Raw genomic sequence first — 6,956 nt, 5'->3', positions numbered from 1 at the left:
TCGATGTAGTTGCGCAGACGACGCAGTTCGGTGGTCACGTGCCACCCCTCCCTGTCAGGTGTCCGATGGGTGAGACACCCACAGTAGTCCGCTGGACGACGCTTTCAATATGCCCGCCGCAGCAGAACAACGGAATCAGTGATCTCACGGCGCCTGAACGACGAAATTCATTGATCGAGGGTTGCGGGACAGTCAACCCTCGTGCACAGTGAGGTGCGTGGCCACACCTGACAAGAACGGCACGCCGTCGCTCGACTCCGTATCCCTGGCGATCATCGAGCAGCTCCAGGAGGACGGTCGTCGGCCGTACGCCGCCATCGGGAAGGCCGTGGGGCTGTCCGAGGCGGCCGTGCGGCAGCGCGTGCAGAAGCTGCTCGACCAGGGCGTGATGCAAATCGTCGCCGTCACCGATCCTCTCACTGTGGGGTTCCGGCGCCAGGCGATGGTCGGCATCAACGTGGATGGTGACCTCGACCCGGTCGCGGACGCGCTGACCGTCATGGACGAGGTCGAGTACGTAGTCGTCACCGCAGGCTCCTTCGATCTCCTCATCGAGATCGTCTGCGAGGACGACGATCACCTCCTCGACACGATCAACAAGCGGATCCGCACGCTGCCCGGTGTGCGCTCCACCGAGAGCTTCGTCTACCTCAAGCTCCGGAAGCAGACCTATACCTGGGGAACGAGATAGCAATGAGCGCCGACCTCTCCAAGACGGCGTACGACCACCTGTGGATGCACTTCACCCGCATGTCGTCGTACGAGAACGCCCCCGTGCCCACGATCGTGCGCGGTGAGGGCACGTACATCTACGACGACAAGGGCAAGCGGTACATCGACGGCCTCGCCGGGCTGTTCGTGGTCAACGCGGGCCACGGCCGCGTCGAGCTCGCGGAGACCGCGTACAAGCAGGCCCAGGAGCTCGCCTTCTTCCCGGTGTGGAGCTACGCCCACCCCAAGGCCGTCGAGCTCGCCGAGCGGCTCGCCGGTCACGCCCCCGGCGACCTCAACAAGGTCTTCTTCACCACCGGTGGCGGTGAGGCGGTCGAGACCGCCTGGAAGCTGGCCAAGCAGTACTTCAAGCTCATCGGCAAGCCCACCAAGTACAAGGTGATATCCCGGGCGGTCGCCTACCACGGCACCCCCCAGGGCGCCCTGTCCATCACCGGACTGCCGGGGCTGAAGGCCCCGTTCGAGCCGCTGGTCCCCGGTGCGCACAAGGTGCCCAACACCAACATCTACCGGGCGCCGATCCACGGTGACGACCCCGAGGCGTTCGGCCGCTGGTGCGCCGACCAGATCGAGCAGCAGATCCTCTTCGAGGGCCCGGACACGGTGGCCGCGGTGTTCCTGGAGCCGGTGCAGAACGCGGGCGGCTGCTTCCCGCCGCCGCCCGGGTACTTCCAGCGGGTCCGCGAGATCTGCGACCAGTACGACGTCCTGCTGGTCTCGGACGAGGTCATCTGCGCCTTCGGACGGCTGGGCACGATCTTCGCCTGTGACAAGTTCGGCTACGTCCCGGACATGATCACCTGCGCCAAGGGCATGACCTCGGGCTACTCCCCGATCGGCGCGTGCATCGTCTCCGACCGGCTCGCCGAGCCCTTCTACCGCGGCGACAACACCTTCCTGCACGGCTACACCTTCGGCGGCCACCCGGTCTCGGCGGCGGTCGGCGTCGCCAACCTCGACATCTTTGAGCGCGAGGGCCTCAACCAGCATGTGCTGGACAACGAGGGCGCGTTCCGGTCCACGCTGGAGCGGCTGCACGATCTGCCGATCGTCGGCGATGTCCGGGGGAACGGTTTCTTCTACGGCATCGAGCTGGTGAAGGACAAGGCCACCAAGGAGTCCTTCAACGAGGAGGAGACCGAGCGGGTCCTCTACGGCTTCCTCTCCAAGGCGCTGTTCGAGAACGGCCTGTACTGCAGGGCCGACGACCGCGGTGACCCGGTCGTCCAGCTCGCGCCGCCGCTGATCGCCGACCAGTCGGTGTTCGACGAGATCGAGCAGGTGCTGCGCGGGGTGCTGACGGAGGCGTGGACCAAGCTCTGAGCGGGTGGGGTCAAGGGGCCGCGGGTTCAAATCCTGTCGTCCCGACCGGTGTTCTCGCGGGCCGGAGGCCGTTTCCGCAGAGGTGCGGGAGCGGCCTTCCTCCGTGTGCTTCGGCGGAGTCGGTCCAGGACGGTCTGGGGCCGAAGTGGTTGTCCGTCGGGTCGGCAGAAGACCAGGCGTGAGAGGGCGACCCAGTAGGTGGCTCAGACCGCGCTGAGCCAAGGGCGCTCGGCGAGGTGGCCGCGTTCGAGTGCCTGCCCGGCCGCGAATTCACGGCACGGAGACACTGTCACAGCGCGATCGGTCGATATGCCAGGGCGTGATCGACTACCTCGTCGGCGGAGAGCTCCCGTTCTGGTGGCCAGAAGATCAGGCCACTGACGTGTCCGGCTGGACATGCCAGGGCCCTGTCGAGCATGTCCAGCCAGTTGTCCGCCTCTTCTTCGGAGGCGTAGTCCGCATCCATGATCCTCCGCACAAGGGCAACTGCCTCGGCTCGGCTCATCCCCGCTGCACTCATCGGGCCCCCTCAACGAGGTCAACTTGGCGAGACGCATGTTCGGCGGTGGTAAGTCTGCGCCACCGTTCCCGCAAGACTGGCGTGGACATGATAGTGAGTTCCGCATCCGCCGCCACCGTCGCTCTGGCCGACGATCCCCAGGCGGCCACGCGTGCCCTGGACCCGGGCGAGGACCTGTCCCGGATCGGACGGGTGAAGGACGCGTGAGGACGGCTTCCTCGACGGCTCCGAACAGCTGCTGCTGATCTACGACCGGCGGGCGCCATGATGAACGGCGGCGACTAGCGGGTTGTGGTGCCGGCGCAGGATCGGGCTGTATCGGCACTCGCAATGCCGACCGTGGATCTGGACGCACAAACTCCATTGCCCAGGCGCCGGGGCGCGGCGTGACGTGCGTGGGAGTCGTGAAGAGTTCGCGCGCGATTCTCGGGATTCGGTTACGGGAGCGGAAGACTTGGAGGGCTCACTCGGCGCTTTCGAACAGGTCGGGCGCCGACCCATGCGAGGGGAGACCGGTCAACGATGTTACGTCTGGTACGGAGCAGAATACGGACGGCCGCGTTCGCGCTCTCGGCGGTCGCGGCCCTCGCCTTCGGTGGGACCGCCGCGACCGGCGCGGCAGCGGCCCCCGCTCCCGCTCCCGCGAAACAGGGGCCGACCTCGGTGGCGTACGTCGAGGTGAACAACAACAGCATGCTGAACGTCGGCAAGTACACCCTCGCCAACGGCGGCGGCAACGTCTTCGACGTCGCCGTGGTCTTCGCGGCGAACATCAACTACGACACGGGTACGAAGGCGGCCTATCTGCACTTCAACGAGAACGTGCAGCGCGTCCTCGACAACGCCGCCACGGAGATACGGCCGTTGCAGCGGAAGGGCATCAAGGTCGTCCTCTCGGTGCTCGGCAACCATCAGGGTGCGGGCTTCGCCAACTTCCCTTCCCAGCAAGCGGCTTCGGCGTTCGCGAAAAAACTGTCGGACGCCGTGGCCAAGTACGGCCTTGACGGAATCGACTTCGACGACGAGTACGCCGAATACGGCAACAACGGCACAGGCCAGCCCAACGACAGCTCGTTCGTGCACCTGGTGACGGCGCTGCGCGCGAACATGCCGGACAAGATCATCAGCCTCTACAACATCGGCCCGGCCGCGTCGCGCCTCTCCTACGGCGGCGTCGACGTCTCGTCCAAGTTCGACTACGCCTGGAACCCGTACTACGGCACCTGGCAGGTTCCCCGCGTGGCACTGCCCAAGTCGAAGCTGTCGCCGGCGGCTGTCGAGATCGGCCGGACCTCACAGACCGCGGCCGCCGACCTCGCCCGCCGCACCGTCAGCGAGGGGTACGGCGTCTATCTGACGTACAACCTCGACGGCGCCAATCGCAGCGCCGATGTCTCCGCGTTCACCAGGGAACTGTACGGCAGCAACGCCGTCTACACGCCGTAAGGCGACCCACGCGGGGTCGTCCTGGTCGGGCTGGACAGCGAGCTTGTCATAGCGAGTGGGTGAGAGCACGTGTTGCTCGGCGGTGGCGCCTGTTGGTCCACTACGCTCTGGTCGGGGTGGGGGAGGACAGGATGGCCACTGCGCCGGTCGAACCGGCGGCTGTGAAGCGGTCGCGGCATGTGAAGCGTGCGACACAGGCTGCTGGGGTCGGGCTTGCCGGGGTGGCCAGTTCTGTGTTCGCGACGTGGCTGTTGGTGGACTTCAGCGGCTGCCGGAACGCGCCGGGCTACGGTTGCCTCGGCTTCGCCGTCCTGTGGGGCTACCTCGTGCCCTTGCTGAACTTCCTCCTCACCTGGGCAGCCCTGCGCATCCTCAAAATCCGGCCGGCCTGGCTCACCGCTCTGCTCGGCACCGGCATCGGCGGGTATCTGGTCCTGAGCACCAACGTGGTCCGGTGGCTCCCTGGTGGCACGCAGTACGCCCAACCCGCCTTATGCGCGGCTGCGTTCGCCCTCGCGGCCTGGTTCACCCAGTCGCGCAGGCCGCTGTGGCCGCGAGCAGCCGCGGCCCTCGCCCTGGTCCTGCTGATGCCGCTCGACTCGCTCGCCACCACACAGCTCGACCGGAGCAAGCTGGGCAACGAACTGGCCGATGCCCGTGTCCCCCTGCTTGGGCCGCAACTGCCCGCGGGCTACCACCTGAACGGCGTTGGCACCCACGGGGCGGCAGCCGGAGTCGAGGCCACCTTCTACTACCGGATCTCACCCGACAGCCTGGGCAGGGGCGCGAGCACCATGGACGAGCTCGACCGGGAGATCCAGGTGACCGTCGGCCCCGTACAACCGGGTTTCACCCCACCCTCCCACTGCGCCGCGCTCACCAGCGTCTACCCTGTGCCGTCACCCGCCTGCACCCCGGTGGCTCGTGGAGTGTGGCGGTGGTCGAACCACCAGTACGTCGAGTACTTCACCCGGGTCGGCGACGCTGTCGCGGTCCTCCAAGCCCGCACCCCTCCAGTGAGCAGCGCCGTTCTCCGAGAGCTCGCCCGCACCATGCGAGTCCGCACGCCGTCGTACTTCACCGGTGGCTGAACGAAACCCGGCTCGGCGCTCTCAGCACTTGCGGACAAGCGCTCTCACAACCCACCTGCACAGCCATCACGGCATGAGCCGTGGCCCTGCGTGGGGGCATCCGCGACCGCAACGCCACCCACGAGGGCGGGCCGCTCGCCAAGGAGGTCCGCCTGTTCGGCGAGATCGTGAACTCGGACGGCGTTCGCGACCCGGCGGCCCTCCGGGAAGCCGCTCTGGCCGCCCCCGCCGTGATGGGACGTTGAGAGCAATCCCGGTAGGCCCTCTCGACCTGCTCCGACACTCGTACGTATGGTGTGCGGGCACCTCTCCTACGGCGGAAGGGCACGACGCGGTGTCCACACAGCACGCCCGCAACTCCCCGTTTGCTCAGGTCACTTCGGTGACCGCGGCGGTGAGCGTGGACGCGTCGGCGCCGGCCCCCCAAGGAGGCCGGCGCGACCGACCCGCCCCGCGGGCGGGAGTGTCGTCGGACGGTTGGCAGCACGACCTGACGAGCGTCAGGTCGCAGGTTCGACCGCCACGTCCAGGTAGTCGAAACCGCGCAACCCGTTGTTGATCACCGGTCGGTGTTCGAGGATCTCGAAGCGGGCGACCCGGTCGGCGAGCCTTTCCAGCAACGCGCTCATCTCCAGCCTGGCGAGGTGCATCCCGACGCACACGTGCTCGCCCCGCCCGAAGGCAAGGTGGTCCGAAGGGCGGCGGGTGATGTCGAAGCGCGTCGGGTCCGGGTAATGGCGCTCGTCGCGGTTGGCGGAGGCATAGAGCAGCGCGACCCGTGAGCCGGCGGCCAGCGGAACTCCGCCGATCTCGTGGTCTTCGGTGAGCACCCGGCTGAACTGGGGCACCGGGGTTTCCAGGCGCAACGACTCGTTGATCGCGTGTGGAATCAACGAGCGGTCCTTGCGCAGCAGATCCCACTGGTCCGGGTGCTGGGCGAACAACGCGACCGCGTTGGCGATCGCGAGGATTGTCGTGTCCAGGCTGGGAGTGACGTAGTCGAGCATCATCACCGGGCACTTGTCGTGCGAGATCTCGCCACGGTCGGCGGCCTCGTAGAGCTGCGCCGCCCAGCCGTCGGGGTCGATTTTTCCCGGCACGGCGTCATTCATGGCGAATGCCATGAACTCCTCGACGGCCGGCCCCGCCGCGGCTGCCCGGTCGTCGGCGGGGCCCTGGGTGTTCCAGATGGCCGCGGCCCACTCCAGCATCTTTTCCCGTCCGTGATCGGGGAGCCCGACCAGGTCCGACACCACGGTCATGGGCAGGTACTCCGCCAGTTCGGTGACGACCTCGAACCGGCCCCGGCCGACAACCCGCTCGACGACCTGGTCGGCCTCGGCCTCGATCCGCGGAGTCACCTCGCGCATCCGATCCGGCCGCAACGGCCGCCCCAGCACCGAACGCATCGCCGTGTGCTCGGGCGGGTCGCTGCACAGCGTGATCCCCTCCAGTTGGGCGTTCACGTCCGGATCCACGAACACTCCACGCGCTGACGAAAACGTCTGCCAGTCCATCAGCGCCGCGCGCACCTCGTCGTAGCGGGGCAACGCGTAGAGGTCGTAGCGGGACAGGTGCACCACAGGCCCGAGAGCCCGAAGCTCGGCATAGATTTCGTACGGGTCGGTGCGCGCCGATTCGGTGTAGAGATCGACGTCGCTGGCAGGTATCTGGGACAACGGTTCTCCAGGAGACGGGTGCAGCGAACACCGCGACGAGCAACTTACGGTTGCCGCACGGCAGGAAGAGACCCCGTGGAAGAACTCTCCCGCGACAGGGGATCCTTCGCGTCGGCAAGAACAACGTACCTTTACGTACGTCTACGTACGTGGAGGCACGACCGG

Annotated in this window: 7 protein-coding genes; 5 read left to right on the top strand and 2 right to left on the bottom strand. The window is 67.2% G+C overall.

All coding sequences use genetic code 11. The annotated features are described in order from the left end of the window. Positions 1 to 217 precede the first annotated feature (217 nt). Both ACFV2X_RS39965 and ACFV2X_RS39960 read left to right on the top strand, forming a co-directional pair. Positions 218 to 691 carry an Lrp/AsnC family transcriptional regulator gene (locus tag ACFV2X_RS39965; protein WP_089508051.1) on the top strand — a complete coding sequence of 158 codons (474 nt, stop codon included), beginning with the start codon at positions 218 to 220 and terminating at the stop codon, positions 689 to 691. A gap of 2 nt (positions 692 to 693) precedes the next feature. After that, positions 694 to 2,055 carry an aspartate aminotransferase family protein gene (locus tag ACFV2X_RS39960; RefSeq protein WP_385626212.1) on the top strand — a complete coding sequence of 454 codons (1,362 nt, stop codon included), beginning with the start codon at positions 694 to 696 and terminating at the stop codon, positions 2,053 to 2,055. 289 nt (positions 2,056 to 2,344) lie between these two features. Here the strand turns inward: ACFV2X_RS39960 and ACFV2X_RS39955 are convergent, their stop codons facing one another. Beyond that, the gene (locus tag ACFV2X_RS39955) at positions 2,345 to 2,575 is read right to left on the bottom strand and encodes an e9imm peptide (protein WP_385626211.1); all 231 of its coding nucleotides are present in this window, start codon (positions 2,573 to 2,575) and stop codon (positions 2,345 to 2,347) included. A 522-nt stretch (positions 2,576 to 3,097) separates the two neighbouring features. Here ACFV2X_RS39955 and ACFV2X_RS39950 point away from each other — a divergent pair. The 3 genes from ACFV2X_RS39950 to ACFV2X_RS39940 all read left to right on the top strand — a co-directional run bounded on the left by ACFV2X_RS39950 (position 3,098) and on the right by ACFV2X_RS39940 (position 5,357). Next, a complete protein-coding gene (locus ACFV2X_RS39950) occupies positions 3,098 to 4,021 on the top strand; it encodes an endo-beta-N-acetylglucosaminidase H (RefSeq protein WP_385626210.1) in 924 nt (307 codons plus the stop codon). A 221-nt stretch (positions 4,022 to 4,242) separates the two neighbouring features. Next, positions 4,243 to 5,112: a hypothetical protein gene (locus ACFV2X_RS39945; protein ID WP_385626209.1), complete on the top strand. Its 870-nt coding sequence runs from the start codon at positions 4,243 to 4,245 to the stop codon at positions 5,110 to 5,112. An 80-nt stretch (positions 5,113 to 5,192) separates the two neighbouring features. Then, positions 5,193 to 5,357: a hypothetical protein gene (locus ACFV2X_RS39940; RefSeq protein WP_385626208.1), complete on the top strand. Its 165-nt coding sequence runs from the start codon at positions 5,193 to 5,195 to the stop codon at positions 5,355 to 5,357. A 255-nt stretch (positions 5,358 to 5,612) separates the two neighbouring features. Here ACFV2X_RS39940 and ACFV2X_RS39935 read toward each other — a convergent pair whose 3' ends face one another. Then, positions 5,613 to 6,791 carry a cytochrome P450 gene (locus ACFV2X_RS39935; protein ID WP_385626207.1) on the bottom strand — a complete coding sequence of 393 codons (1,179 nt, stop codon included), beginning with the start codon at positions 6,789 to 6,791 and terminating at the stop codon, positions 5,613 to 5,615. Positions 6,792 to 6,956: the final 165 nt, after the last annotated feature.

Origin of the sequence: Streptomyces sp. NPDC059679 (assembly GCF_042734105.1) — a bacterium.
Lineage (GTDB): Bacteria > Actinomycetota > Actinomycetes > Streptomycetales > Streptomycetaceae > Streptomyces.
The sequence above is the reverse complement of the archived record's forward strand: the minus strand, read 5'-3'. Positions and strand labels throughout refer to the sequence as shown.